The sequence below is a fragment of the Pseudomonas sp. RL_5y_Pfl2_69 genome, from assembly GCF_963970465.1.
Lineage (GTDB): Bacteria > Pseudomonadota > Gammaproteobacteria > Pseudomonadales > Pseudomonadaceae > Aquipseudomonas.
Map to the genome: position 1 here is coordinate 318,781 of NZ_CAXAOU010000003.1, position 26,162 is coordinate 344,942.

The following is a 26,162-nucleotide window of genomic DNA, read 5'->3' on the forward strand; positions in this document are numbered from 1 at the left end:
ATGCCATCGGGTCACTTGATGCCTGACCGTACCTGAGGCATAAGGCTGTAATTATTTTTACAAGGAGCGTTACTGTGCGTCTGTTTTACCGTGTTCTGCTGGGACTGCTGCTGGCGTTGGTCCTGGGGCTTGGCCTGGTGATCTACTTCATAGCCAACCCGAAACTGCCTGCCTACGAGCCCCCTCAGCAACTGCACTATCTGGATCAGTGGACCCCTGCCGAACGCCAGACCTATTACTACACCCCCCAGGGGACCCAGGTTAAAGGCCTGCATTACGACTGGTTCAGCGCCCTCGAACTGCCCTTTTCAAAACAGCCTTTCGCAGCGCCCGAGTATCTGGCGCGCTTCGGGTTTCTGGTCGATCCCAAGCAACAGGCCACTACCGCCAACCCGGGCAACCTGCCAGTGGGCTTTACTCGCCACCAGAACCCGGGCAGCCAGGTCGAGTACCTGGACATCACCTGCGCCGCCTGCCACACCGGTGAACTGCGCTACAAAGGCCAGGCACTGCGCATCGATGGTGCCCCGGCACAACACGTGCTTCCATCCAGCGTACCGACCTTGCGCGGCGGCAGTTTTGGTCAGGCGCTGGTAGCCAGCCTCGCCGCGACCTACTACAACCCCTGGAAATTCGAGCGCTTCGCACGCACGGTGCTGGGCGAGCAGTACGAAGCGCAGCACAAACAACTGCGCAAAGATTTCAAGGCATCCCTGGATACGTTTCTGGCGGTGGCCTGGAATGACACCCATCGCGGCCTCTATCCCACACTCGAAGGGCCGGGCCGTACCGATGCTTTCGGAAGGATCGCCAACGCCAGTTTCGGTGATGCCATTTCCCCGTCCAACTACCGCGTAGCCAACGCTCCGGTTGACTATCCGCACCTGTGGGATATGTGGACGTTCGACTGGGTGCAGTGGAACGGTTCGGCCAAGCAGCCGATGGCACGCAATATTGGTGAAGCCCTTGGTGTTGGCGCCACCCTGAATTTTTTCGATGAGCATGGCCAGCCACTGCAAGGCGATGCCCGCTACCCGTCGAGTGTTCGGGTAAACGACTTGCACCTGATTGAAGAGACCCTGCAAAAACTCAAGCCCCCGGTCTGGCCCGAGGTACTGTTCGGCAACATCGATCGCCCCCTGGCAGCCAAAGGCCGTGCGCTATTCAACGAAAACTGCGCCGGGTGTCATGTACCACCGGTGGTCGAGGAGAACGGGCGCCTGGTCAAGCAGCTCAAAATGTTGCCGGTCGAGGTCATCGGCACCGATCCCAATACCGCGAACAACATTGCCGACAATCGATACGATCTGAGCCCCTTGCAGTGGGATCCGGCTGAACTGGCTGGCATGAACGTGGATTTGTACCCCAAAACCGATACGCCTCTGGACATGAGCAAACTGTCAGTGGCCAAGGGCCTGGCCTACGTCACTGCGTTTGTTGAAAAACGGGCCTACCATGACGCCAGCATTGGCCCACAAGAGCAGGCGCGTCTCAACGGTTTCGGCCTGCCTATCGGTGTTCTGGAAGTGCGTGCGTACAAGGCGCGGCCCCTCGACGGGATCTGGGCCACAGCGCCCTTCCTGCACAACGGCTCAGTGCCTACGGTGTACCAACTGCTGTCGCCACAGGCCGAGCGCGACCAGACCTTCTATCGCGGCAGCTTTGAGTACGACCCGCGGCATTTGGGCTACCGCACCGAAGCCTTTGACGGTGGTTTTGTGCTCGATACGCGTATCAGCGGCAACCACAACAGCGGGCACGAGTTCCGCCCCGGCCCTCGCGGCAATGGCGTCATCGGACGCCTGCTGCAACCCGAAGAGCGCTGGGCGTTGCTGGAGTACTTGAAAGTGCTCGGCGGGCCCCTTGAACACCAGTTGCCCAACGAATGAAGTTTGTTCGACACACCGAAGATTTCCCTAAAAGGATGTTTGCATGCTGACCGCTTTCTGGCTTCGACTCGGCAAATGGCTGGGCACGTTACTACTGGCGCTGATCGCTCTGGGGTTGCTTGGCTGGGGATTGGCCACGGGCTGGTACGCCTGGCAGCATCGCGGCCCGGTCTCGGCCCAGGAACAGATCCCCGCGGGTGAAGCCGCCATGACCCAGGACACTATCCAGACGGCGATCAGGATCGTTGACCAGCACCGCGAGAACACCCGTTATCTACGCGATGCCCACGCCAAGGCCCACGGCTGCGTCAAAGCCCAGGTCCAGGTGCTCGACGATCTCGATCCGGCATTGCGCCAGGGCGTATTCGCCGCACCGGGTAAAACCTGGCAAGCGGTGATGCGTCTGTCCAATGGCAATGCTTACCCGCAATTTGACAGCATCCGGGATGCCCGGGGGATGGCGATCAAGTTGCTCGACGTACCGGGGGCTCAGTTGCTGCCAAGCCAGCAGGGTCGTGGAGAACAGGATTTTGTGATGTTCAACCATCCCAACTTCTTCGTCAGCGACGTAGCCGAATACCGTCAGAACATTGGTGCCCAGGCAGATGGCAAAAAGGTGCTGGCCTTCTTCCCGTCGTGGGATCCGCGCAGCTGGCAGGTCCGCCATTTGTTTATCGCCCTGGCGACACTGGCACCCGCCCCCGCCAGCCCCACGCAAACCACGTATTTTTCAGTGTCGCCCTACAAGTTCGGCACGGCCAATGCCAAATACCGCGTGGCCCCCGACCCTGAGAGCTGCCCGGCATACACATTGCCGGCGCAAAATGAGGCACTGCCCAATTTCTTGCGCAATGCCTTGAACCAGCAACTTTCCACCGACCGTGTACCTGCCTGTTTTGTCTTGCAGGTGCAACGCCAGAACGCCAACCGCTTCATGCCGATTGAAGATACGAGCATCGAATGGAAAGAGTCTGACGCGCCCTTCGAGACGGTGGCACGGGTCAGGATTGCCCCTCAGGACTTCGACACCCCAAGCCAGAATCTGGCGTGTGACAACCTGTCGTTCAGCCCGTGGCATGGCATCGAAGAGCATCGTCCGATTGGCGGGATCAACCGCCTGCGCAAGGCGGTGTATGACGCCGTGAGCGAGTATCGGCATACGCGCAATGCGCAGCAATAAAACGCCCAGATAAATGTGGGAGCGGGCTTGCTCGCGATGGCATCGACGCGATCTGACTCAAAGACCGCGTCGCCTTCATCGCGAGCAAGCCCGCTCCCACAGGATTGGGCGCACGCTTTAATTAAGATATTTCCCACACTTAAAAATTATATATCTGCCATACGCACAACTTGACACCCATCAAACAACACCTAATGTGCCGCTCACAAAAACAACGAACAACGCACCGCACAACCAAGCTCCCTAATTAGCCACTATGCGCAACAAGTTGCACACTTGAATGTGGATAACCCTGTGAATAGATCCCTGTAACGCCTGCAGATCTTGGTGTACAGCCAAGTGCGCAAGAAGTTGCACACTACTGCGCAACTTCTTGCGCAACTTCTTGCGCACTTTTATCGGAACTTTTCATTAATAAAACAAATTAAATCCAACTAGTAATCCTACACCCCTGATAAACAACGACTTTATTTTTTCTGGCATGGGCTTTGATAGCAAATAGGCGCCCGCCATTAAAAAAGCCTGCGGGCTTCTATATTTATCAGTAAGGAAATCATCCATGGCAACGCCAGCGTATATGTCCATCACCGGTACCAAACAGGGTCTGATTACCGCCGGTGCTTTCACCGCCGACTCGGTCGGCAACACCTATCAGGAAGGTCACGAAGACCAGGTCATGGTTCAAGGTTTCAGTCACGAAGTGATCATTCCTCGCGATCCGCAATCGGGTCAACCAACCGGTCAACGCGTTCACAAGCCGGTCAAGATCACCAAGGTCTTCGACAAGTCGTCACCGCTGCTGCTGGCTGCACTGACGTCCGGCGAGCGCCTGACTGAAATCACTATCGAGTGGTATCGCACTTCGTCGGCAGGCACTCAGGAGCACTACTTCACCACCAAACTTGAAGACGCGATCATCGTCGACATCAAGGACTACATGCATAACTGCCAGGACCCGTCGAATTCGCACTTCACCCATCTGGAAGACGTTGAGTTCACCTATCGCAAAATCACCTGGACCCACGAAGTGTCCGGCACTTCCGGTTCTGATGACTGGCGTACCCCAGTCGCAGGCTGACACTGACTGAGTGTTTCACGGTATCAATCGTTGTTTAACGGTTGATACCGCTCATGAGCTTTTGAGGGTCAGGCTTGAGGAAAAAAACATGTTCAACCCTGCTAACGAAACACTGTTCACGCTCACTATCGAAGGGCTTGAACACGATCTGCGTGTGCTTGAATTTCAAGGAACGGAAGCCATCAGCACACCGTTTGCCATCAAGGTAGAACTCGTCAGCGAACGCCCGAGTCTTGACCTTGAAAGCATGCTTCACAAACAAGCTTTTCTGGCTTTCAACAATAGTGGTAACGGTATTCATGGGCAGATATATCGTATTGCCCAAGGCGATTCAGGCAAACGTCTGACACGTTACAGCCTGACGCTGGTCCCGCACCTTGCCTATCTAAGACATCGCACCAATCAGCGTATTTTCCAACAGCGCACGGTTGCGCAAATCATCAGCAAGATCCTTGAAGAACACGCAATCCTTGGCGATGCCTACCAGCTTCGACTGAACGCGATTTACCCGCCGCGAGAATACTGCGTCCAGTACAACGAGTCGGACTTGCACTTCATCCAGCGCCTGTGCCGCGAAGAAGGTATTCATTACCACTTCGAACACTCCAGGCACGCCCATTTGCTGGTATTCGGCGATGACCAGACGGGGTTTCCCCTACTGGATAAACCCACCGCCTACCTGCAGGACAGCGGCATGGTGGCCGATGAGCCTGCCATCAAGCACTTCAACCTGCGCGTTGAGGCCCGTACCAGTCGCACCACGCGCAGGGATTACAACTTCGAGAAAGCCGGCTTTACCGTCCAGGCCGCCCATAACCCTGAATCCCAGAGCCCTCAGCCCGATCTTGAGGACTATGACTATCCAGGTTTGTTCGTCCAGGGTGAGCGCGGCAAGCCCTTGACCCGGCGCGCCCTTGAGCGTCACCGAGCCGATTACCGTCAATCCGAAGGCAACAGCGATCAGCCAACGCTGGTCAGTGGGCACTTCATGTTGCTCAGCGAACACCCGCGCAAAGAGTGGAACGCGCTCTGGTTACTGACTGAAGTCCATCACCAGGGCTATCAGCCGCAGGTACTGGAAGAGAGCATCAGCCATGCCCCCTCACCTGATTCAGAACAGCTTGAACAGGGCTATCGCAACCGTTTCGTGGCAACGCCCTGGGATGTGTTTTATCGCCCGCAACAGCCATACCCCAAACCCCGCGTGCTGGGCAGCCAAACGGCCCTGGTCACCGGGCCAGCCGGCGAAGAGATCTACTGCGATGCCTATGGCCGGATCAAGGTCAAGTTCCACTGGGACCGCGAAGGCAAGGCTGATGACAAGTCCAGCTACTGGCTACGGGTGGCCTCCAGTTGGGCGGGCGGCAGCTACGGCGGGGTCACGATTCCGCGGGTCGGGATGGAGGTGCTGGTCACCTTCCTTGAGGGCGACCCCGACCGGCCCGTGGTCAGCGGCTGCCTGGCCAATAGCCTGAACCCGGTGCCTTATGAGTTGCCAGCGCACAAGACCCGCAGTGTCTTGCGCAGCCGCAGTTCACCGGGAGGCCGGGGTTTCAACGAACTGCACCTTGAAGATCGCGCCGGTCAGGAGCTGATCTATCTGCGTGCCCAGCGCGACATGGAACAGAACATCGGGCATGACAGCCGCCTTGAAGTTGGCAACGAGCGCCATGAAACCATCACCGGCGCCTGCCAGCGCCTGGTTGTTCGAGCAAACGCTGGAGCACGAAGTGGCCCGTTTTGGCCCACTGCTGCTGCGCATCGAATTGCCCCACGAGCAACAGTGCGCCGGGCTTTTGGCGCTGCTTGACGCGGTACACCACAACTTTTGTGTGCTGGCACTGACCAGTCGCTGGCCTTTCGACGCCTTGGCCGCGCACTTGCGTGGGGCTACCCGGGCTTGCTGGAACCAGAATACGTGCAGCGGTGTACTGCGTTACTACGACACCCGCCTGTTCAAGTCTTTCTGCGAGCAGCTTGATCCCCCTCAACTCAAGTTGTTTCACGCCCCGGTCAGCCGGTGGCACTGGATCGATCACGACAACAAAGCTGCAGCGCTATCAGGGTTCGACACCCGCCCGGGCGATCAGGCTGCGCAAACCGGCATGAGCCTGAGCAATGAGCAAGTGCTGCACTTGCAAGCTGTCAGCGCGGCCCTTCGCTGGTTCAAGGAGCACGCCAAGACGCCCCATGAGCATGGCTTCACTTCACGCGAAGCCATGATTCGTTGCCTGATTGAAATCCATCTGGATATCAGCCGGCAGAAGCTGGAAAAACATGAACACGAAGACTTTATCGCCACGGCGCTGAGCATCCATCTTCCAATCACCTCGACCTGGCACAAGGCCCACTCATGAGTCGCTTGCCTCTTTTGCTGTTAATCAGCGGTCTCTCGCTACAGGGCTGTGCCGACTCCATACCTGACCGACTCGGTGCGCCAATCGAGGGCTATAGCCATACCTCGGCGGCGATCAACCGGTTTTCGGTGAATGGCAATGGCGGGCCCAATCTGGCGCCCTACGGATACGGCGGCGGCCAAATGTGCTGCGCCACGCTTCCCGTGAAATGGCACCCCGGCTTGACCGTGGTAGTCGAGTGGGAGAAAGACCCTGATCCGCATGCCTCTGCACATTGGCCGCCCCTTGGGACCGATGGCTACCGGGCTGCCTACAAGTTGCATGCGGCCAAGTACACGCGCCATCGCGCTGTTGCCGCTGTTGCGCCGTATGAAGACCTGGGACTTGTGAACGTGCATTTCTTGCCGTGTAACCAGGTCGCCGTATCAGCTGGCGCGACCTACCCCGGCCGGCCGGATTATCCGTTTCATTACCCTCAAAAAATGCAGGAGCCTGCCACATGTCCGAAACCATGACTCGCTCACTGTTGGTGATGTTTATCGCCGGGATTGCGTTACAGGGCTGTGCCGACTCCCTGCCTGACCGACTGGGCGCGCCAATCGAGGGTTATAGCCATACCTCGGCGGCGATCAACCGGTTTTCGGTCAATCGCAATGGCGGGCCCAATATCAGCCCCTATGGCGGCGGCGGCAAACAGAACTGCTGCGCCACGCTTCCCGTGAAATGGCACCCCGGCTTGACCGTGGTGGTCGAGTGGGAGAAAGACCCTAATCCGTATGATTCCGCCAACTGGCCCAAGCCCCGCTATTCCGATGCCTGGTTCAAAGCCGCTCGAGAGAAAGAAGCTCAATACACCCGCCATCGTGCCGTTGTAGCAGTGGCGCCGTATGAGGAGTTGGGGCTTGTAAACGTGCATTTCTTACCATGTAACCAAGTTGCGGTATCAGCTGGAGCGACCTATCCCGGCCGGCCGGATTATCCGTTTCATTACCCTCAAAAAATGCAGGAGCCTGCCACATGTCCGAAGCCATGACGCCGCGCCCTAAAAGATCCACTGGCGAATTTCTCAGCCTGACCCCCGACTTCAAAATGGGCGGGCTTTTACCCCAAACACCGGGAGATGTGCTTTTCAATTATCGAAAGCAACAGCAAGCCTTCGACCCGTTCGAACAACAAGCAATGGACGCTGCTCATGCAGCCGGATGGGCTTACGCGGGCCGGCCCTGTATGCAAATCGTGACGATCACCCTTTGCTTTGACGGCACCAACAACCATGAACCGACGGACAACCTGGCTTTACCTTCGACCACTACCAATGTGGCACGTCTGTTTCATGCGAGCTTGGGAGACTCTGAACATGAAGCCGAGCAGAGAGAGGGTTTTTATCGCTATTACATGCAAGGCGTCGGCACCGAGTTCAAGGAAATAGGCGAATTCAATCCGGATAGCCAAGGTTTGACGATGTCGACAGGCGGCGAGAACCGGATCAACTGGGGGCTGACCCGTTTGATAGATGCACTGAAAAAAGCGTGCAATCAAAAGCCTCGGACCATGTCCGAAAGCTACGCCCTCGTACAAAAAATGGGCACCAGTCTCACCGAAGATATGCTCGCAGCATCGGTTTTCAAAAACAGCTATACCCGCCGCAAGGAAGTGCTGGCCCAGCCCCTGGCCGAACTCAAAGCCCAGATCGACGCCGCACATGCCGGCAAGACCATCCCGACCATCAAGGCTGTACGCCTGTTCGTGTACGGCTTTTCACGGGGCGCCGCCCAGGCGCGGGCATTTGCCAACTGGCTGGAAGCCCTGACCAAGGTTGAAGTGGAAGGCACCACTTGCTACCTGTTTGCCGGACTGCCGATCAAGATTGTGTTCATGGGGCTGTTCGATACCGTGGCCTCAGTGGGTATCCCCTATCTGGCGCCATTTGCCGCAGGCCATATGGGCTGGGCCGATGGCACCCTGCGCCTGTCCGACTCCGAAGAATTTCTGGAGCGCTGCGTGCATATGGTGGCAGCCCACGAGCAGCGCAGTTGCTTCCCTCTGGACTCGATCCGGCGCCAGGCCAACCCCGACGACCCGGACTGCCTGTCCACCTATCGCAGCGGCACCAGGGAATATATCTACCCCGGCATGCACTCCGACGTTGGCGGCGGCTACCCGCCCGGCGATCAGGGCAAAGCTGCAGCAGGTGGCCATGAGGTGTTATCGCAAATTGCCCTGCACCATATGTACAGCGAGGCGTACAAGATTGGAGCGCCTCTTCAGGCGCCTCCGCTGGCGTTTAATGAGGAATTGAAAAAGCGTTGGCCATGGTTGGTCATGGACGTACAAACCGAAAACGAATACGACGTCGACCCCACCCTGATTGAACGTTTCAACACCTGGCTCGACAATATGGACAACGGCCCGCTGGAAGAGGTCATGGCCCGCGAGGCCGGGGTGATTACCGGTTGGCGCATCAGCCGTTACGCCATGAACTGGATCAAGTGGACGAGTCTCAATCGGCGGGTGCTGCAAAACGGCCCCGCGAGCGATATGAACGGCGACGAAGTCGACGCGTTCGAGGCCCTGCACGCCATGCAGCTCGAAGAAGATGCCGCCATGCGCGCCGGCTCTAAAGCGCCGGTCTGGTCCGACGCCGAACTGGCGTCGCAAAAAAAACATCAAGCCACAAAAGAAGCTTATGAAAAGCGCACCGGCACCCAACCTGCCGCCTCGTTCAACACCAGCAAAGTGTTCGAGCCCAACCTGGATTACCGGCAGTTGAGCAACGCCATGGCCGATTTTCGGCGCGACTACGTGCCGGAGTGGAAACTGACCTTGAGCGAGATGATCAGCTTTGGCACCCTCGCCAACACCTTGGTGGGCGGGCTGGTGTATATGACCAACGGCCAGGATGAGGCCGAGCACTATGCCCAGCTGCGCCAGGCCGGTGAAGAAAATTACGCCCTGCTGTTCGGCGCCAACGGCAAGCCGGTGAACGACAAAGCCTGGGCGATCGTGGGCCTGTTTGACGAGCATGTGCATGATTCCCGCGCCTGGTTCATGAACGCGGCCTTGAACGAGCGGGAGGTGTTCAGCGACTACTTTCGGTACCGCGGGATCTTCTTCGACACTCAATCCAACAACGAGCTGTCGCTGCTGGTGAACGTTGGGCGCGTGGTGGGCGTGGCCCTGGCGGTGGCCAGTGTCGGCCTGACGATCAGGCGCCAGAACCCGCGTTATCTGGTGGGGCTGATTCTGCCAAGCCTGGGCACTCCGGTGCTTCGCGGCAAGGTGGAGTTCCCGTTTATCAGTGCGTTTGACACCGTGACCCGCCTGTCACTGCCGATGATCGAAAACATAGAAACCGTATGCGCCTTTACCAAAAACACCGGCGACGCAGTGAAAGCGGCCCAGGCGCTGCCCGTGCCACCTGCACTGACCGAAAAAACCGCCACTACGGATAATTTGATTGCGATCCTAAAGGCTGCGCAAGCACTTGAAGCCAACAACCTGCTGGAACAAGCGCTGCAAACACAAACGCCCCAGGCTGAGCCAACCAAGGGCTGGCTGGATCAGGCGAGGGGCGTGGCGGGAAGCTTCTAACTGGAACGCTCACACAGGTCGTGACAAGCACCCCGCAGGCGCCGCACAAAGCCACACCTACGGGGTAAACGCTGCACTCAATGCACCGGCAGCTCGACCCCTTCAAACAGTTCTTCGAGCTCTTGCTTGTTGTGGCAGGCAATGGCCTTTGCCATTACTTCACGGGTGAGGTGCGGGGCAAACTTCTCGATAAAGTCGCACATGAATCCGCGCAGGAAGGTGCCACGGCGGAAACCGATCTTGGTGATGCTGGACTCGAACAGTTCGCTGGCATCCAGGACCACCAGGTCGTTGTCGAGCTTGGTGTCCACGGCCATTTTGGCCACGATGCCAACACCCAGGCCCAGACGTACATAGGTCTTGATCACGTCAGCATCAGCCGCGGTGAACACCACCTTGGGGGTCAGGCCGCGATGACTGAAGGCTTCATCGAGCTTGGAACGGCCCGTAAAGCCGAATACGTAAGTCACAATCGGGAATTCAGCCAGGGCTTCGAGGGTCAGCTTTGGCAGTTTGGTCAGCGGGTGACCTTGTGGCACGACCACGCAGCGATTCCAGCGGTAGCACGGCATCATCACCAGATCGCCAAACAGCTCCAGGGCCTCGGTGGCAATTGCAAAGTCAACGGTGCCATCAGCGGCCATCTCGGCAATTTGCATGGGCGAACCCTGATGCATATGCAACGCGACATCCGGGTACTGCTTGATGAAATTGCTGATCACCGGCGGCAAGGCGTAACGCGCCTGGGTGTGGGTGGTGGCAATCGACAGCGTGCCTTTTTTCTCGTTGGAAAACTCTTGAGCGATCTGCTTGATGCTTTCGACCTTGCGCAGGATCTCGCCAGCCGTCGTGATGATGCGCTCGCCCGCCGGTGTCACTCGGGTCAGGTGCTTGCCACTACGGGCAAAAACCTCGACCCCCAGTTCGTCTTCAAGCAGGCGGATCTGTTTGCTGATACCCGGCTGTGAGGTGTAAAGGCTCTGTGCAGTGGCCGAAACGTTGAGGTCGTGGTGCGCCACTTCCCAGATGTAGCGCAATTGTTGAAGCTTCATATGCATCCCTCAAAGCTGATAGACGCCAAGGGTATCGGCGGCGATATATAACTATATGGAAGGTTGGAATAAGAAATCTAGAACTTTTTATCGTTTTTATCGATTCATCAGCCTTACACATCAGCGCTGCGCCGACGCTGTGTCAGCGGCACCAGATATACCGGCATCTGCGCCAGCTCGATCACCCTGGTTGCGGTTCGCCCCAAATGCGACTCGCCCCCCGTGGGCTGGGCGTGACTGCCCAGGATCAGCAGATCTACGCACAACTTTTTCGACTGCTCCAGAATGACTTGTGAAGGTTCTCCCTGAATAACCTTGACCGAGCGAATCAGGGCCAGTTCCAACTCCCACCCTGCCAACTCCTCACGAAGATTCTCAAGGACACGCAATTCAATATTCGACAGCATGGTGTGCATGCCCTGGCGGTGCAGTTCGTTCAACGCATGCTCATCGAGATAACTCTGCAGGACTGACTCGGCAAACAGCCCCATGGGTTCGACTACATGCACCACAAACAGATCGGCGCCGAAGCTGCGGGCAAGCCCCAGCGCATGCTGCATTACAACGGGCGCATAAACGCCGAGGTCAGTGGCATAGAGAATTGAGCGAATCATGCGACCTTCCCGACAGCTTTGATGAACGAGGTAGATTCAGCTTAGCAGCGCCCGGACAACTACGAAGCCCCCTCGACCACCTGCATGCAGGCTTACTCGGGCACCGAATCCCGGGATTCATTGCTGATGCCGTGTGGAACATGACCGGTAGCGACAACCTGGCGCGCCCTTTCGCAATGACCCGCCTGATCATCAAAAAACACATCGGCAGCAAAGGCCTCCAGAAACGCCGACTTGTCCAGTCCTCCGAGAAACAGCGACTCGTCCAGGCGAATATCCCAATCGCGCAGCGTACGGATCACCCGCTCATGGGCTGGGGCCGACCGTGCGGTGACCAGCGCGGTACGAATCGGGCAGGCGTCATCAGGAAACTCGCGCTGCAGCAGGTTCAGCGCCTCCAGGAAACCTTTGAACGGCCCACCACGCAGCGGGTTGCGGGCAGATTCGCGTTCAAGAGACTGAAAAGCCTCCAGGCCACCGGACTGGAAAACCCGCTCCGATTCATCGGAAAACAGCACCGCGTCACCGTCGAAGGCAATGCGCAACTCGTTGCTCTCGGCCCGTAGTGCACCCCCCGACAGGATGGTCGCCGCCGCAAAACCTGCATCCAGTGCACTGCGCACATCCTCGGCATGGGTCGACAAAAACAGGTCACAGCCAAAGGCATTGAGGTACGGATGGGGATTGCGCCCGCCGCTGAAGGCTGCACGGGAAATATCGAGGCCGTAATGCTGGATGGAATTGAATACCCGCAACCCGGTATCGGCACTGTTGCGTGACACCAGCACCACCTCGACCCGGTCACGCCCAAGGCTTGCGTTGAAACTGAGGAGCTTTTTGACCAGCGCGAAGGCATCCCCCGGCGCCAGTACTTCATCTTCATGCTCAATCTGGTATTGCCGGTAGGCCTCGATCCCCTTGTTCAGATACACCTGATGGCTATCACTCAAATCGAACAGGGCCCGAGAAGAAATGGCCAGCACCAGCTTGCCCTTTAAGCCTTTGCTCATGTTGCCTCCACAGGTTTCAAGCGGGTTCGGACACCGCTTCACGGTAGCTCGTCAGGCTCATGCATCAAGGCGAGTCGAATATGGTGCGCCAGTTCGCCCTCACTCAGGCGGGACTTCAACTCACCGTAGAAGGCCCCGTCGCGCACCACAAACAGGGTGGGCAGATGGAAAATCTCGTAACGTTCGACCAGACCACCATTGTCACCGGCATCGATCCAGCACAACCGATCAACGGGCAACTGCATAGCGGGCAACATGCGCCGCGCAGTACGGCAGGCCGAACAGCCCGCGCTGGTGAAGATCACCAGTGAAGTCCCGGGCAACGCCAGCAGGCGCTGATCGGCATCAAAGTCTGTCAGTTCCATTTCAGTCACTATACTCAAAAGACAATACTAATTTGATGGCACTTGGAGTCAGCTTTCATGGGTCGTTTTTTACCTCACCCAGACGATATTCCCGTTGAGATAACGCGACGCAAACAACCTTCACTTTCGCGCCACAAGCTGCACTCTATCAGCCTCGCAGGCGTGTCATGCAACACTGATAGAGCCTGGCGACGGGGTACCGCCGTCGACATGTACATGCCCACCCTGGGGGAAAGCGCACACTATCCGGGCTATATAGCCTGGTGCGAGAAACACCTGAACGGCTATCGCATCGGGGTGGCCCTGATCGACGAACAAGCGCTGTTCGGGGCGCGCATGGGCGAACAGATCTGCCAGATCGAGCACTACTCCCGCCTCCAGCAACAACAAAACTCATGTCCGCAAGATCTGGAAGCCCTTGCCCTGGAATGGGTCAGCCACCACGCCGTAGAGTTCTCTCAGGCAACCCTGGATCACGCAATGGCGCAGGCGGTACTGGATTAAAGCTGTGCCTGCCCATTGTCGACTTACCGGATAACGCGTTAAGGTTCGGCTCCCCGATGCGCTCAATCAAGCTGTGCTCCGCCGCACGGGGATCGCTGGCGGCCGGCACCCGTGACCTGACGAGTAACACGATGGCTGATTTACCGATCGACGACCTAAACGTTGCCTCCAACGAAACCCTGATCACACCTGAACAGCTCAAGCGCGAAATGCCTTTGCGTGAAACGGCTCTGCAGACGGTGACCAAAGGGCGTGAGGTGATTCGCAACATCCTGGATGGCACTGACCATCGACTGTTCGTTGTCATCGGGCCTTGCTCGATCCACGATATCAAGGCTGCCCACGAGTATGCCGAGCGTCTGAAAGTGCTCGCCGCAGAAGTCAGCGATACGCTGTATCTGGTCATGCGCGTTTATTTTGAAAAGCCACGCACCACTGTTGGCTGGAAAGGTCTGATCAACGACCCGTACCTGGACGACTCGTTCAAGATCGAAGACGGCCTGCACATCGGCCGCAAGCTGCTGCTGGACCTGGCTGAAATGGGCCTGCCAACGGCCACTGAAGCCCTTGATCCGATCTCCCCGCAGTACCTGCAGGACCTGATCAGCTGGTCGGCCATTGGCGCACGCACCACCGAATCCCAGACCCACCGCGAAATGGCCTCTGGCCTGTCTTCGTCGGTAGGTTTCAAAAACGGCACCGATGGCGGCCTGACCGTTGCCATCAACGCCCTGCAGTCGGTCTCCAGCCCCCATCGTTTCCTGGGTATCAACCAGGAAGGCGGCGTGTCGATCGTTACCACCAAGGGTAACGCCTACGGCCACGTGGTATTGCGCGGTGGCAACGGCAAGCCGAACTATGATTCGGTCAGCGTTGCGCTCTGCGAGCAGGCACTGAACAAGGCGAAAATCCGCCCGAACATCATGGTCGACTGCAGCCACGCCAACTCCAACAAAGACCCGGCACTGCAACCGCTGGTAATGGAGAACGTGGCCAACCAGATCGTCGAGGGCAACCAGTCGATTATCGGCCTGATGGTTGAAAGTCACTTGAACTGGGGCTGCCAGGCAATCCCTAAAAACCTTGAAGACTTGCAGTACGGCGTGTCGATTACCGACGCCTGCATCGACTGGGCGTCCACCGAGAGCACCCTGCGCAGCATGCGCGCCAAGCTCAAGGATGTACTGCCCAAGCGTGATCGCGGCTAAAGCGCACTGACAGGTGGGAGCGGGCTTGCTCGCGATGGCATCTACATGGTCTGGCTGAATGACCGTGTCGCCGGCATCGCGAGCAAGCCCGCTCCCACGCTGGTTTCAGGTTATGTGTTCTCCAGCAACCGCTGACTCGCCACTCTCTGTTCCCGCCCCTTGGCCACCATCCAGCGATGAAAGTCGCGACAGTGCGCCTTGTCAAAAGCCCCCTTTGCACCCACCAGAAAATACGCCGAAGGCAAGGGCAAGCCGTGGGCAAACGGCATGATCAGGCGCCCTTGCGCCAACGCATCAGCCACCATCGAATACTGCGCCAGCACCACGCCCTGCCCCGCCAGCGCCGCATGGATCGCCATGGACGACAGTGAATAGACCCGATAACCATCACGCAGGCCTTCATAGTCCACCTGCCGGTCCTTGAACCAGTCGCGCCAGGACGGTGGCGACGCGAACTTGGGCAACCAGTCAATCGACAGCAAGGGATACGCCAACAAGTCCTTGGGGCTATTGAGCGCAGCGTCGGCGCGTAATAACTTCGGGCTCAGCACGGGCACCACGCAATCGCGGTACAGCTCGATAGCGTTTTCGCCCGCCACGTAATCGCCGTAGGTGAAACGAAAGTCGATGTCATACCCCTCAGTCGAGGGCTCTGCATGGCTGGCGTCGAGAAACACATTGAGCTGCGGATGCTCGTCCTGCCAGGCATAGACGTGGGGTGCCAGCCACTCCGAGAGCAACGACGGCAAAGCACTGATGCGCAGGTTGCTGGCATTTTTCGAGCGTTCGACCTCGGTCTGGGCAACGCGCAGGCTTTCAAAAGCCGCAGCACAACTCTCGTGGTAACGCTGACCGGCAACGGTCAGGCGGATGCGCTTGCCGACCTTGTGGGTCAGGCTCAACCCCAGAGTGTCTTCCAGCAGCTTCATCTGCTGGCTCACCGCTCCTGCCGAAATCCCGAGGCGTCTGGCCGCCTCAACAATCCCGCCGAAACGTCCAACGGCTTCAAAAACCTGCAGGGCACGCAGGGAAGGCAAGCTGTTCATCAACATCTCCTGAGGCAAATCGACGGGTTGATACTTTAGCGCAGCTATAGGAAGCCACAGCTTTCACCCTCTTTTAGAAAAATGAAAGCCTCGTATTCTGGTCTTGCCACCCCCCGCAGCAGAACGAGGAAATTTCCCACACGAATGTAACTCTACGTAACGACACACCGTTGTTGAGTGACATGGCCCGTGCATTCCTGGCCCTAACCTATCCAGGCAACTGCTCTGGCACGCCATCCAGCGGAATTGGCCTGTAAATTGCTCATCATGTATATACAGGTACGATCAATGCACGACGTATTTGTAGCACGGTCATCACGCCGCCCCCGTCAGACAAAGGAAAATAAAAATGAAAAAACTTGTCCTCGCAGCTGTCTTAGCCCTGACATCCACCGGCATCCTGGCCAAGGACTTGACCGAGATTCGCTTCGGCGTCGACCCGACCTTCGCACCCTTCGAATCAAAAAACGAAAAGGGTGAACTGGTGGGTTTTGATATTGATCTGGGCAATGCCATCTGCGCCGAACTCAAGGTCAAGTGCAAATGGGTCGAGACCCCGTTCGACAGCAGCATCCCTGCCTTGCGGGCGAAGAAATTCGACGCGGTGTTGTCGGCCATGACCGTTAACGAGCAGCGCAAAAAGAACGTCGCGTTCTCGGACCGTCTCTACAACTCCCCTAACCGATTGATCGCCAAAAAAGACAGCGGCTTGCTGCCGACCCCGGAATCGCTGAAAGGCAAACGCGTGGGCGTCGCCCAAGGCACGACTCAAGAGGCTTACGTCAAAGCCATCTGGGCGCCGCAAGGGGTGATCATGGTCACCTACCCCAACCAGGACCTGCTGTATCCCGACCTGGTCAGCGGCCGGATCGACGCCAGCCTGACCGATGCGGCAGTGGCCGATATCGGCTTCTTGCAAACCAGCAAAAACAACGGCTTCGCCTTCGCCGGCGACGCGGTGTCCAACATCGAGATCCTCGGCGAAGGCATCGCCATCGGTCTGCGCAAGGACGACCCGGTACTGCTCGAAGCCATCAACCGGGCATTGGCCGCCATGCACCAGGACGGCACCTACGACACGATCCAGAAAAAGTACTTCACCTTCGACATCTATAACTGAAGCCCGCGTCTGAACGGTGCCGGATCACCTGCATGCAGGTGATCCGGTGCCTTGCAGTTCACTTTCGTGCAACCGGTCTGCGGACCGTCGTTGCCCATGGAGCGACAGAACATGTTCTTACAGGGCTATGGCTCACTGATCGTCGACGGGACGCTGGCGACAATCCAGCTGGCACTGCTGTCGATGCTGCTGGCCGTCACGCTGGGACTGATCGGCGCGTCAGCCAAGCTGTCCAGGCAACCGGCCGTGCGCTACCTGGCAGCGGGCTACACCACGCTGATCCGTAGCGTGCCGGATCTGGTCATCATGCTGCTGCTGTTCTTCAGCCTGCAAATCTGGCTGAACAACCTCACCGAATGGCTGCAGGTCGAGCAAATCGATATCAACCCGTTCGCCGCCGGGGTACTGACCCTGGGCTTCATTTACGGGGCGTATTTCACCGAAACCTTTCGCGGCGCCTTTCAGGCCGTGCCGGCAGGCCAGCTTGAGGCAGCCGTGGCGTACGGCATGAATCGGCGTCAGGTCTTCATCCGCGTGCTGTTCCCGCAAATGATGCGCTTCGCGCTGCCGGGCATCGGCAATAACTGGCAGGTACTGATCAAGGCGACCGCGCTGGTGTCGATCATCGGTTTGATCGATATCGTCAAAGTCACCCAGGATGCCGGCAAGAACTCGATGGACCTGTTCTTTTTCAGCGTGATCGGCGGGCTGATTTATCTGGCCCTGACCACGGTGTCCAACGGTGTATTGATGTGGCTTGAGCGCCGCTATTCGGTCGGCGTCAGAGGTGCCCAGCTATGAACGAAATCATCCAGGAATACTGGAAATCCTACCTGTGGTTCGATGGGTATCAACTCTCGGGCGTAGCCATGACCTTGTGGCTGCTGGTTGCCTCTATCGCCATCGGCGGCACCCTGGCCGTGCCACTGGCGGTAGCCCGGGTATCGCGCAATCCGCTGCTGCGCCTTCCGGTGTGGTTCTACACCTACGTGTTTCGCGGCACCCCCTTGTACATCCAGCTGCTGATTCTCTACACCGGGATTTACAGCCTGCAGGTAGTGCGCGACCAACCGACGCTGGATGCATTCTTTCGCGAGGGCATCAACTGCACGCTGCTGGCCTTTGCCCTCAACACGTGCGCCTACACCACGGAGATTTTCGCGGGCGCCATCCGCGCCACGCCCTACGGCGAAATTGAAGCCGGCCGCGCCTATGGCATGTCCGAGTTCACCCTGTACCGGCGCATCATCTTGCCTTCGGCGCTGCGCCGCTCGCTGCCGTTCTACAGCAACGAAGTGATCCTGATGCTGCACTCCACAACGCTGGCCTTCACCGCCACGGTGCCGGATCTGTTGAAGGTCGCCCGCGATGTGAACTCGGCCACTTACTCCTCGTTTGAAGCCTTTGGCCTGGCCGCCGTGTTGTACGCGGTGATGGTCTTTACCCTGGTCTGGCTGTTTCGCCGCTGCGAAAACCGCTGGCTAGCCTTCTTGCAACCGCAGGCCCATTGAACCGGCGTCACCTGGAGAACATCGAGCATGTACAAACTCAGTATCGAAGGGCTGCACAAGAAGTACGGCAATCACGAAGTCCTCAAGGGCGTGTCACTCAAGGCCAAGGCCGGTGACGTGATCAGCATCATTGGCTCCAGCGGTTCAGGCAAGAGCACGTTTTTGCGCTGCATCAACTTTCTGGAACAACCCTGCGCCGGCAGCATCACGGTGAACGACGAACCCATCCGCACCCGGCAGGATCTGAACGGGGCACTGTGCGTGGCTGACCCGCGTCAGCTGCAGAAAGTGCGGACCAAGCTGGCAATGGTGTTTCAGCATTTCAACTTGTGGCAACACATGACCGTGCTGGAAAACATCATCGAAGCCCCGGTCCATGTGCTCGGCATCAAGCGCAAGGAAGCCATCGAGCGGGCGCGCCAATACTTGCACAAGGTGGGTCTGGCACCCGAGGTCGAAAGCAAGTACCCGTCTCACCTGTCCGGCGGTCAGCAGCAGCGTGTGGCCATTGCCCGGGCCCTGGCGATGGAGCCGGAGGTCATGCTGTTCGACGAACCCACCTCGGCCCTGGACCCGGAGCTGGTCGGTGAAGTGCTCAAAGTGATGCAGGCCCTAGCCGAAGAGGGCCGCACGATGGTGGTGGTGACCCATGAAATGGGCTTTGCGCGCAATGTGTCCAACCATGTGATGTTCCTTCATCAGGGGCTGGTTGAGGAGCAAGGCCCGCCGGGCGACGTGCTGGTCAACCCCAAGAGCGAGCGCTTGACCCAGTTTCTTTCCGGGCGCTTGAAGTGAGCAGGCAAGTCGTTCAACAGGAGCAAGGCATGACAACAGGTTTCCCTTCACACCGCAGTTTTACCCTCCAGCGTGAGCAGTTCCTGGCGGCGGCCAACGAGGCAGGCGCACAACTTTACGAGTACCCGCATCCGCTTCGCGGCCCGTTCGGCGAGGCGCTTGGCACCGACGTTGCCCTCATTGGCAACCCCCAGGCAAAACACTTGCTGGTGGCACTGAGCGGCACCCACGGTGTAGAGGGTTACTACGGCTCCGACTGTCAGCGCCAATGGCTGCAGACCTTTGGCGAGCGCAGCTTGCCCGATGAAGTCGCCGTGCTGATGATTCACCTGATCAACCCGTGGGGCACGGCCTGGATGCGCCGGGTCAACGAAGACAATATCGACCTCAATCGCAACCACCTGGACTTCAACCAGCCACCGCCCGACAACCAGGCTTACGAAGCGTTGCACGGGATCTACACCTGCGACCAACTGCGCGGACCGCAACGCGAACAGGCTGACGCCCTGCTCAATGCACGGGTTCAGCGCGACGGCTGGTCGGCGGTGATGTCGATTGTCGAAGCGGGCCAGTATCGCCATCCCGACGGGCTGTTTTACGGCGGCAATGGCGCCAGCTGGTCGAATCGCACCTTGCACACGATCTTGCAGGAGCATGTGGCCCACGCCAGCAGCGTCATGTGCTTTGACCTGCACACCGGTGCCGGTGATTACGGCCATCCGATGCTGATGACCATCGCCCAAGCACCTTATCCGGCACTGGAGGATGCCCAGCGACTGTTTGGCCCGTGGCTGTTCACCCTGATGACCGGTGCTGGCAGCCACAGCGACACAGGCGTCGCCGCCACGGCTACCGGGTACACCTCGCAAGCGCTGATTGATGCCCTGCCGCATGTGCGGTTGATGCCGTTTGTAATCGAATGCGGTACCTATCCCGGCGAGCAGATTCACGGGGTGTTGCGCGATGACCAGTGGCTGCACCTGCACGGCGACCTGTTCAGCCCGCAAGCCCGGCAGATCAAACTCAAACTGCTGGAGCAATTCTTCCCGGCCGACCCTGACTGGCAAGAGCTTGTATGGGTGCGTACACGGCAGATCTGGGAGCGGGCGCTAGCGTCCCTTACCCGGTAGACCTTTGTCCTGTGGGAGCGGGCTTGCTCGCGATGGCATTAGCGCAGCGTGCCGGATGTGCCGTGTTGCTTGCATCGCGAGCAAGCCCGCTCCCACGGTTTTTTTGCGTATCCGATGCTCATCAGTTAAGAAAAACTAAAACACACAACAGTTTTAGACCTCTATTCTTACTCATGCGATGCCTCTTATTCTGGTCTCGTCCTCGCACAGGGCACCACCAGAATAATAAGGAGAGACCGCATGTTTATGCGCAACGCGTGGTATGTCGCAGCCAGTGAAACCGAGTTGGGTGAGGAGTTGCTTGCGGTCAAGCTGCTCAACGAATCTGTCGTGTTGTACCGCAAGGGTGATGGCACCCCGGTAGCCCTGGAGGATGCGTGTCCGCACCGCAAGCTGCCGCTGTCATTGGGCCGACGCAAAGGTGATGACATCGAGTGCGGCTATCACGGCCTGACCTTCGACTGCTCCGGCAGCTGCGTAAAAGCCCCTGGCAGCAGCCATGTGCCCAAAGGCGCCAAAGTGCGCAGCTACCCGCTGCAGGTGCGTTACGGCCTGATCTGGATCTGGATGGGCGGCGCCGAACTGGCCGATGCCGACAAGATCTGTCACGTACCCGAGTGGGGCGATCCTGACTGGGGCCTGAACCGTGGCGACAGCATGATCATTCCTTGCAACTACCTGTACATGACCGACAATCTGCTTGATCCGTCCCATGTGGCCTGGGTCCACCAGTCCTCTTTCGGCAATGCCGCCTGTGCCCAGGAACCGCTGCAAACCACAGTGACCGATGTCGGCGTGATCGTTTCGCGCTGGATGCGTGACGTTGAAGTCGCGCCCTTCTATGCCAAGTTCGTCAAATTCAGCGGCCACTGTGATCGCAAGCAACACTACGAAGTCCACTACCCGGCCCAGGCCATCATCAAGGCCATCTTCACCCCGGCGGGCACAGGCAGTGATGACGGCGCGCTGCATGAGCAGGTATTCCTGATGAACTCCTACAACTTCATGACCCCCATCGACGACTCGAACACGCGCTACTACTGGTTTCAAGTGCGTAATTTCGACCAGGACAACGAGGACATTTCCCGTCAGTTTGACGAAGACGTGCGCCACGCGTTTGCCGAGGACCGGGTTGTACTCAGCGCTGTGCATCAGGGCATGACCCACAAGCGCAGCCCGAATATTGACCTGGCTTCCGACGCGGGGCCGCTGCGGTTTCGACGCAATCTCGCGCGACTGATTGCCCTTGAGCAACCCCAGGAACTGATTCCGCTGGTGTCCGCCCCGAATGCCGTGGAGGCCTGAGATGAGCACTCAAACACCGGGTTTCAGCGCCTGGCGGGTGATCGACAAGCAACCTGAAAGTGCACTCATCACCTCCTTCGTCCTGGCGCCCGCAGACGGTATCAGCCAGCTTGATTTTCGCCCCGGCCAATTCCTCACACTGCGCCTGACACTGACAGACCGCAGCACGGTGCTACGCAATTACAGCTTCAGTGCCTGCGCTGCCAATGGGCGCCAGGTGCGGATTTCGGTCAAGCGCGAACCTGCGCCCTTCGACCAGCCCCATTTGCCTTCCGGGCTGGGCTCCAGCCATCTGCACGACTGTGTGCAGGTGGGAGACCTGCTGGAAGTGGCGGGGCCGTCCGGCACGTTTGTGCTGGACGAGATCAGTACCCGGCCTGTGCTGCTGTTCAGCGGCGGGGTCGGTCTGACACCCATGGTCAGCATGCTCCACACCCTGAGCCAGCAATCCGGCCGGGCCGTGCACTTTGTGCATGCCTGCGAGAACGGGGCGGTACATGCCTTGCGCGAGGAGGTCCTGGCGCTGGCCGACAGGCGCTCGGGCATTGCCGTGCATTTTTGCTACCGCAACCCGGCTGCAGACGACAGAGGGCGTTATCACAGCGAAGGACTGATCACGCGCCAAACCCTGCAACAGCTGCTGCCACTGGACGATTACGATGTCTACCTGTGCGGGCCCCGTCCGTTCATGCAGGCAAACTGGCGCCTGTTACGCAGCCTCGGGGTCGCCAGGGAGCGTATTCACTATGAATTTTTTGGACCGGCCGCCGTGCTGGAAGAAGACGAAGTCAGTGCGGTTGCAGAACCCGCCATCGTCCCGACTTCTGCACGCACGGATGACGACACCCTGAGTGTCTGCTTCATGCCGTCCGGCACCCGGGTGATGTGGAATGAAAGCTGTAACTCGCTGCTGGAACTGGCCGAACAGGCCGGGCTGGAACCCGCCTTCAACTGCCGTGCGGGGCTGTGCAACACCTGCCAGGTCCGGCTGCAGGAGGGCACCGTGGAGTATCTGGAAGAACCCCTGGATACACCCCAACCCGGCAACATCCTGCTGTGCTGCACACGCCCCACCAGCGCCATTACCGTGCAGTTGTAGCCAGACACAAAAACGCCGGGGCAAGCCCGGCGTTTTTATGAATCTGGTTTCAGGTATTGGCCTGAGGGCGCTTGTGACGCTCCATGTAACGTTCGACATACGAACATGAAGGAATCACCTCGTACCCCATCTTGTCGGCGTAATCGAGCGCCTGCTCCGTCAATGCTGCCGCAATACCCCGACCACGCAGGGCGTTAGGCACGAACGTGCGATAGATATCCAGAGTCTGCTTGCCCAAATCCATGTAGGTCAGGTAAGCACGATGACCGTCGACAGTGGTCTCAAACTGGTGACCTGCCTGGTCATGGTGGATAGACAACGCCTCGCTCATCTTTGCTCCTTCGCGGGTCTTGTACCGTGACCCCTACCTTACTGTTGTTTTTCCGCCGAGGGAACTACTACGCCATCAGGCACGCGCTGCCAGCACAGAATGTGTGAACCCGCCTGATTAAAGAGTAGCCACTCTCAATGCAAATGTTCAATTCATGGGGTCGGCAATTGTCCGCAAAACAAGCCTGCTAAAACGTTTCGTCAGCCCGACAACCTTAAAGTAGCCCTGAACATTTCCGGAAGGTTGAGGCTATGACGTAGAACCACACTTAAAGTCACGTTGTGCCCTCAACGAGCACGCCCCTGACCGCACTCCAAACTGACTGTTTTACAAGCACAATCAGTTAAAGCTAGCCCATCAACAATGCTGGCCAAATATTTTTTTTGGTTCTTGCGCTAGGTCATTTTACTTACTACAAGTAATGGGTACTATGTACGCCGGCTGTTTCCTCACTTTGAAGGAGCAGCTTTAATTAGAAAGTCCTTGAAGGGGAACACGATGAACAACGTTCTGAAATTCTCTGCTCTGGCATTGGCCGCAGTTCTGGCTACCGGTTGCAGCAGCGTATCTAAAGAAACTGAAGCCCGTCTGACTGCAACTGAAGATGCAGCAGCTCGCTCCCAGGCTCGTGCTGACGAAGCCTACCGTAAAGCTGACGAAGCTCTGGCTGCTGCTCAAAAAGCACAACAGACTGCTGATGAAGCAAACGAGCGCGCTCTGCGCATGCTTGAAAAAGCAAGCCGCAAGTAATAGTCCTTCGGGATTGTTATCAAGCCGACCTATTTATAGGTCGGCTTTTTTATTGCCTGCCGGCCACTAAGCAGGCAATAAAAAAGCCGCCGAAGGTATTAACCGCGGCGGCTTTTTATTGCGCGTTTTTAGTGCGTTTTACTGCACGTAATCCAGAGACTGGCCATCCGCCACTGGCGAATTGGATATGCCGATCTCTGCAGGTATACCGGTCTCGGCACCCACAACAGGGAACGCCTTGTCTTTGTCTATCTGGATGTTGTTTTCCAGGGCTTTGTGCTTGAGCAAAAAGTTCATGAACGCGGCGTACTTGTTTTGCAAGTCTTCAGGGGTCAAATGGGACTTGTCGCTGACGGCCAGCAGCGAGCCATCCTTGACGTTCAACGGCTCATGGACCTCAAGGAAGACCTTGCCGCCGCTGACACCAATCTTGTACGGCTCGTTGATGATTCGCACCGGTGTTCCGACAGGCACCATTCGCGACATTTCAAGCACGTTCTGGTTCAGCATGCGGAAGCAGCCATGGCTGGTTCCGGTACCAATGCCGAACTTGGCGTTCGAACCATGGATCAGGTAACCCGGCATGCCAAGCGTGAACTTGAAAGGGCCCAACGGGTTGTCAGGCCCTGCAGGCACGACGTTGGGCAGCGGATCGCCGTTTCTGGCGTGCTCGGCCTTGATCGAAGCCGGTGGCGTCCAGGTCGGATTGGGTGTCTTGGCGGTGATCTTGGTCTGGCCCAGAGGCGAGCCCCAACCTTCGCGGCCAATCCCCAGCGGGAAGGTGTAGACCTTGTTCTGGTCCTTGGGGAAGTAATACAAACGATATTCGGCCAGGTTGATCACGATCCCTTCACGTTTGCCCGGCGGCAGGATGAACTGGGTTGGCAACACGATATCGGTGTCGACGATCGTACCATCCAGGTTCTTCTTGACCGGCAACCAGGCATCCACTCCCGGGTTGGCTGCGATCATTTCCGAATAGCCCAGTTCGTACTTGTTTCCCAGATCAGCAAAGGAGTCTTCGTACTTGCCCTTGATGACCTGCACTTCGCCGACCACATCTTCGCCAGGCGGTGGCAGCGGGAATTCAAGCGCAACAGCGGGACCCGCAACACAAAGTGCGGCAACTGACAGGTAGCGGGTGACGGCAGGTAGGCGCGACAACATCCGGAACATCCTTCGCATAATCAACGGGGGACAAAAAAGGGAGTGTACACCGCGCCCACGGGGAGCGTGAGCCGGCTAGGGCATCAAACAGGTAACATCATAGTTCAAAGCGTAACTCTGGCCAGATAGGCTCGGTGCCACGCCGCTGGGACTCGATAATTGCCCTGCACAGCGGGCATAGCCGGTGGTCTTGAAAGACCTTGCGCGTGACATCCGACCAGCGCGGCTGGGCAGGCAGCAATGAGCCACACAACGTACGGTCAATGGTGCCTCCCAGCTCCAATTGACGCGTCACCAGATGCACCCGTACCTCCTGGCAGGCGAACAGATCGAGCTGTTCGTCAGGCTCGATCAGTTGATAGGCATATAAAGACCAGGCAGGACGCGACATCGGGGGCTCCAAATCGGGGGGGCGCCACCTTAGCCGAAACACTGCCACTAGAAAAGCATCAAAGCAGGGGTTTTAGCGCCGGCCACACATTATCCAGCAAAAGCCCCTGCGCCCCGACCGCCGGGTGGATGCGATCGGCCTGCATCAGCTCGGGTTTACCCCCCACGCCCTCAAGGAAAAACGGCACCAGCGGGACGTTTTTTTCCTTGGCCAGTTCGCCATACACGGCGGCAAAAGCCTGGGTGTAGCGCGCACCGTAATTGGGCGGCAACTGCATACCCAGCAACAGCACCTTGGCACCCGCCTGCCTGGAGGCGTCAATCATGCCTGCAAGATTTTGTTTCAATTGCGCTGGCAACTGGCCACGCAGCCCATCGTTGCCACCCAATTCGACAATCACCACATCGGGTTTATGCTCTGCAAGCAGCGCAGGCAGGCGCGCAAGCCCTCCAGCGCTGGTGTCACCGCTGATCGAAGCGTTGACCACCTGGTCGTCGTATCCTTGCTCCTTGAGCCGCTGTTCGAGCAAAGACACCCATCCCAGACGGGTATCCAGTCCGAAAGCCGCGCTGATACTATCGCCAACAATCAGTATTGTTCCCGCCGTTGCCGTCTGCGCCATGCACATCAGGGCCAGAGCAGCACTTAAAAACCACACACGCATTGGAT

The 26,162-nt window shown here is 58.1% G+C and carries 26 protein-coding genes and 1 pseudogene; 18 read left to right on the forward strand and 9 right to left on the reverse strand.

All coding sequences use genetic code 11. The features are described from left to right. Window positions 1–74 precede the first annotated feature (74 nt). From AACY07_RS07570 to AACY07_RS07605, 8 genes are all read left to right on the forward strand, one after another. Entirely contained in the window at window positions 75–1,889 is a 1,815-nt protein-coding gene (locus tag AACY07_RS07570; protein ID WP_339474210.1) for a di-heme-cytochrome C peroxidase, read from the forward strand. Between the two features lie 43 nt (window positions 1,890–1,932). Beyond that, window positions 1,933–3,069 carry a catalase family protein gene (locus AACY07_RS07575; protein WP_326425874.1) on the forward strand — a complete coding sequence of 379 codons (1,137 nt, stop codon included), beginning with the start codon at window positions 1,933–1,935 and terminating at the stop codon, window positions 3,067–3,069. Between the two features lie 559 nt (window positions 3,070–3,628). Beyond that, entirely contained in the window at window positions 3,629–4,147 is a 519-nt protein-coding gene (locus AACY07_RS07580) for an Hcp family type VI secretion system effector (protein ID WP_219261057.1), read from the forward strand. An 88-nt stretch (window positions 4,148–4,235) separates the two neighbouring features. Next, the gene (locus tag AACY07_RS07585; protein ID WP_445261361.1) at window positions 4,236–5,957 is read left to right on the forward strand and encodes a type VI secretion system Vgr family protein; all 1,722 of its coding nucleotides are present in this window, start codon (window positions 4,236–4,238) and stop codon (window positions 5,955–5,957) included. Next, window positions 5,878–6,504: a DUF4123 domain-containing protein gene (locus AACY07_RS07590; protein ID WP_339474212.1), complete on the forward strand. Its 627-nt coding sequence runs from the start codon at window positions 5,878–5,880 to the stop codon at window positions 6,502–6,504. The genes AACY07_RS07585 and AACY07_RS07590 overlap by 80 nt, the downstream gene beginning before the upstream one ends. Then, complete coding sequence (locus AACY07_RS07595; protein WP_339474213.1) at window positions 6,501–7,019, forward strand: DUF3304 domain-containing protein; 519 nt, start codon at window positions 6,501–6,503, stop codon at window positions 7,017–7,019. The genes AACY07_RS07590 and AACY07_RS07595 overlap by 4 nt, the downstream gene beginning before the upstream one ends. Continuing rightward, window positions 7,004–7,537: a DUF3304 domain-containing protein gene (locus tag AACY07_RS07600; RefSeq protein ID WP_339474215.1), complete on the forward strand. Its 534-nt coding sequence runs from the start codon at window positions 7,004–7,006 to the stop codon at window positions 7,535–7,537. Before AACY07_RS07595 ends, AACY07_RS07600 begins: the two co-directional genes overlap by 16 nt. Further along, entirely contained in the window at window positions 7,522–10,095 is a 2,574-nt protein-coding gene (locus tag AACY07_RS07605) for a T6SS phospholipase effector Tle1-like catalytic domain-containing protein (protein ID WP_339474217.1), read from the forward strand. The genes AACY07_RS07600 and AACY07_RS07605 overlap by 16 nt, the downstream gene beginning before the upstream one ends. A gap of 77 nt (window positions 10,096–10,172) precedes the next feature. Here the strand turns inward: AACY07_RS07605 and cysB are convergent, their stop codons facing one another. The 4 genes and pseudogenes from cysB to AACY07_RS07625 form a co-directional block, all read right to left on the reverse strand. After that, on the reverse strand, window positions 10,173–11,147 hold the full coding sequence (gene cysB / locus AACY07_RS07610) for an HTH-type transcriptional regulator CysB (protein ID WP_133079379.1): 975 nt from the start codon (window positions 11,145–11,147) through the stop codon (window positions 10,173–10,175). Between the two features lie 113 nt (window positions 11,148–11,260). Continuing rightward, the gene (locus AACY07_RS07615) at window positions 11,261–11,761 is read right to left on the reverse strand and encodes a universal stress protein (protein ID WP_133079378.1); all 501 of its coding nucleotides are present in this window, start codon (window positions 11,759–11,761) and stop codon (window positions 11,261–11,263) included. Between the two features lie 92 nt (window positions 11,762–11,853). After that, a complete protein-coding gene (locus AACY07_RS07620; RefSeq protein ID WP_133079377.1) occupies window positions 11,854–12,771 on the reverse strand; it encodes a 5'-nucleotidase in 918 nt (305 codons plus the stop codon). Between the two features lie 38 nt (window positions 12,772–12,809). Then, a pseudogene (locus AACY07_RS07625) lies at window positions 12,810–13,195 on the reverse strand (thioredoxin family protein). On the opposite strand from AACY07_RS07625, the gene AACY07_RS07630 reads away from it, so the two are divergent. Continuing rightward, complete coding sequence (locus AACY07_RS07630; protein ID WP_339474219.1) at window positions 13,194–13,640, forward strand: PilZ domain-containing protein; 447 nt, start codon at window positions 13,194–13,196, stop codon at window positions 13,638–13,640. The pseudogene AACY07_RS07625 and the gene AACY07_RS07630 overlap by 2 nt on opposite strands. Window positions 13,641–13,771: 131 nt before the next feature. Next, window positions 13,772–14,848, forward strand: coding sequence for a 3-deoxy-7-phosphoheptulonate synthase (locus tag AACY07_RS07635; RefSeq protein ID WP_133079374.1), 1,077 nt, complete (start codon window positions 13,772–13,774; stop codon window positions 14,846–14,848). A 110-nt stretch (window positions 14,849–14,958) separates the two neighbouring features. On the opposite strand, the gene AACY07_RS07640 is transcribed toward AACY07_RS07635, so the two are convergent. After that, window positions 14,959–15,894: a LysR substrate-binding domain-containing protein gene (locus AACY07_RS07640; RefSeq protein WP_339474221.1), complete on the reverse strand. Its 936-nt coding sequence runs from the start codon at window positions 15,892–15,894 to the stop codon at window positions 14,959–14,961. A gap of 349 nt (window positions 15,895–16,243) precedes the next feature. On the opposite strand from AACY07_RS07640, the gene AACY07_RS07645 reads away from it, so the two are divergent. The 7 genes from AACY07_RS07645 to AACY07_RS07675 all read left to right on the forward strand — a co-directional run bounded on the left by AACY07_RS07645 (window position 16,244) and on the right by AACY07_RS07675 (window position 22,854). Next, window positions 16,244–17,014 (forward strand): ABC transporter substrate-binding protein, encoded by a 771-nt coding sequence (locus tag AACY07_RS07645; protein ID WP_133079372.1) that lies wholly within the window; start codon window positions 16,244–16,246, stop codon window positions 17,012–17,014. A gap of 111 nt (window positions 17,015–17,125) precedes the next feature. Then, window positions 17,126–17,815, forward strand: a complete 690-nt coding sequence (locus tag AACY07_RS07650) for an ABC transporter permease (RefSeq protein ID WP_133079371.1) — start codon at window positions 17,126–17,128, stop codon at window positions 17,813–17,815. Next, window positions 17,812–18,525 carry an ABC transporter permease gene (locus tag AACY07_RS07655; RefSeq protein ID WP_019827609.1) on the forward strand — a complete coding sequence of 238 codons (714 nt, stop codon included), beginning with the start codon at window positions 17,812–17,814 and terminating at the stop codon, window positions 18,523–18,525. The genes AACY07_RS07650 and AACY07_RS07655 overlap by 4 nt, the downstream gene beginning before the upstream one ends. A gap of 27 nt (window positions 18,526–18,552) precedes the next feature. Next, window positions 18,553–19,320, forward strand: coding sequence for an ABC transporter ATP-binding protein (locus AACY07_RS07660; RefSeq protein WP_219261589.1), 768 nt, complete (start codon window positions 18,553–18,555; stop codon window positions 19,318–19,320). 29 nt (window positions 19,321–19,349) lie between these two features. Further along, the gene (locus AACY07_RS07665; RefSeq protein WP_339474225.1) at window positions 19,350–20,450 is read left to right on the forward strand and encodes a DUF2817 domain-containing protein; all 1,101 of its coding nucleotides are present in this window, start codon (window positions 19,350–19,352) and stop codon (window positions 20,448–20,450) included. Between the two features lie 240 nt (window positions 20,451–20,690). Next, window positions 20,691–21,755: an aromatic ring-hydroxylating dioxygenase subunit alpha gene (locus AACY07_RS07670; RefSeq protein WP_339474227.1), complete on the forward strand. Its 1,065-nt coding sequence runs from the start codon at window positions 20,691–20,693 to the stop codon at window positions 21,753–21,755. A 1-nt stretch (window position 21,756) separates the two neighbouring features. Further along, window positions 21,757–22,854 carry a 2Fe-2S iron-sulfur cluster-binding protein gene (locus tag AACY07_RS07675; protein WP_339474229.1) on the forward strand — a complete coding sequence of 366 codons (1,098 nt, stop codon included), beginning with the start codon at window positions 21,757–21,759 and terminating at the stop codon, window positions 22,852–22,854. Between the two features lie 49 nt (window positions 22,855–22,903). Here the strand turns inward: AACY07_RS07675 and AACY07_RS07680 are convergent, their stop codons facing one another. Next, window positions 22,904–23,185 (reverse strand): GNAT family N-acetyltransferase, encoded by a 282-nt coding sequence (locus tag AACY07_RS07680; protein ID WP_019827604.1) that lies wholly within the window; start codon window positions 23,183–23,185, stop codon window positions 22,904–22,906. A gap of 498 nt (window positions 23,186–23,683) precedes the next feature. Between AACY07_RS07680 and oprI the strand changes: the two genes are divergently transcribed. Then, a complete protein-coding gene (oprI, locus tag AACY07_RS07685; RefSeq protein ID WP_003172710.1) occupies window positions 23,684–23,935 on the forward strand; it encodes an outer membrane lipoprotei OprI in 252 nt (83 codons plus the stop codon). A gap of 138 nt (window positions 23,936–24,073) precedes the next feature. Here oprI and AACY07_RS07690 read toward each other — a convergent pair whose 3' ends face one another. The 3 genes from AACY07_RS07690 to AACY07_RS07700 all read right to left on the reverse strand — a co-directional run bounded on the left by AACY07_RS07690 (window position 24,074) and on the right by AACY07_RS07700 (window position 26,157). Beyond that, entirely contained in the window at window positions 24,074–25,102 is a 1,029-nt protein-coding gene (locus AACY07_RS07690) for a L,D-transpeptidase family protein (RefSeq protein ID WP_133079365.1), read from the reverse strand. A 97-nt stretch (window positions 25,103–25,199) separates the two neighbouring features. Further along, complete coding sequence (locus tag AACY07_RS07695; protein WP_003446817.1) at window positions 25,200–25,493, reverse strand: hypothetical protein; 294 nt, start codon at window positions 25,491–25,493, stop codon at window positions 25,200–25,202. Window positions 25,494–25,551: 58 nt separating this feature from the next. Next, window positions 25,552–26,157: an arylesterase gene (locus tag AACY07_RS07700; protein ID WP_133079364.1), complete on the reverse strand. Its 606-nt coding sequence runs from the start codon at window positions 26,155–26,157 to the stop codon at window positions 25,552–25,554. Window positions 26,158–26,162: the final 5 nt, after the last annotated feature.